Here is a 646-nt window from a genome sequence, read left to right as displayed (position 1 = left end):
CTGTTTTGAGTGTCTTGTATGAAACTTCGATATCCCATCTATATGTATATAGCTCAATGATTTCCTGAGCAGAGAATTCCTCTCCTAGGTTGGTAAAGAAAATAAGCTCTTTCTGACACGCCTCTCCATGATTGTTGATATATTCAATTCTTCTTTTAATGACCCTGATTTTCATGACTGGATTATTTTCTCTCAATTCCATGGCTTCAGGTGAAAATCGGAATCTCCTTCTCCATTTTTCATCAATTTCCACCTCAATCCATTCATCATCAGATTTCATGAGCGCAACCTGCTTCTTATAGAAATTGCTTTTTCCTCTGATGATATAATGATAATCAATACACTCAAGGTGGGATATGATTTCGGCTGATCCATAATATCTGTCAGCAAGATAAATGACATCCTTTCCCTTGAATATACTTTGACTTCGATAGAGATGAGAAAACGCAAGAGGCAATTCTGAATATGGTGCAGGTCTGAGTGAAAAATCTATAAACAGACCATTAAGGACATCATAGAGTCCTCCGGCCTTGGACTGGACTTTTTTGACATCGAACATGTCAATGATATGTTGATTCTCCACAAAATGAAAATCATAGATATTATAGACATTGTATGGGATTTCCATATAGGTCCCATCTTCTGC

Annotated in this window: 1 protein-coding gene; it reads right to left on the bottom strand. The window is 36.8% G+C overall.

The features are described from left to right. Positions 1-559 (bottom strand): transposase (locus tag B5E79_RS13270; RefSeq protein ID WP_158095513.1); only part of this gene is annotated, 559 nt, incomplete at its 3' end. Positions 560-646: the final 87 nt, after the last annotated feature.

It is taken from the genome of Massilimicrobiota sp. An134 (assembly GCF_002160815.1).
Lineage (GTDB): Bacteria > Bacillota_I > Bacilli_A > Erysipelotrichales > Coprobacillaceae > Allocoprobacillus > Allocoprobacillus merdigallinarum.
This window is presented reverse-complemented; position numbering and strand designations above follow the sequence as displayed.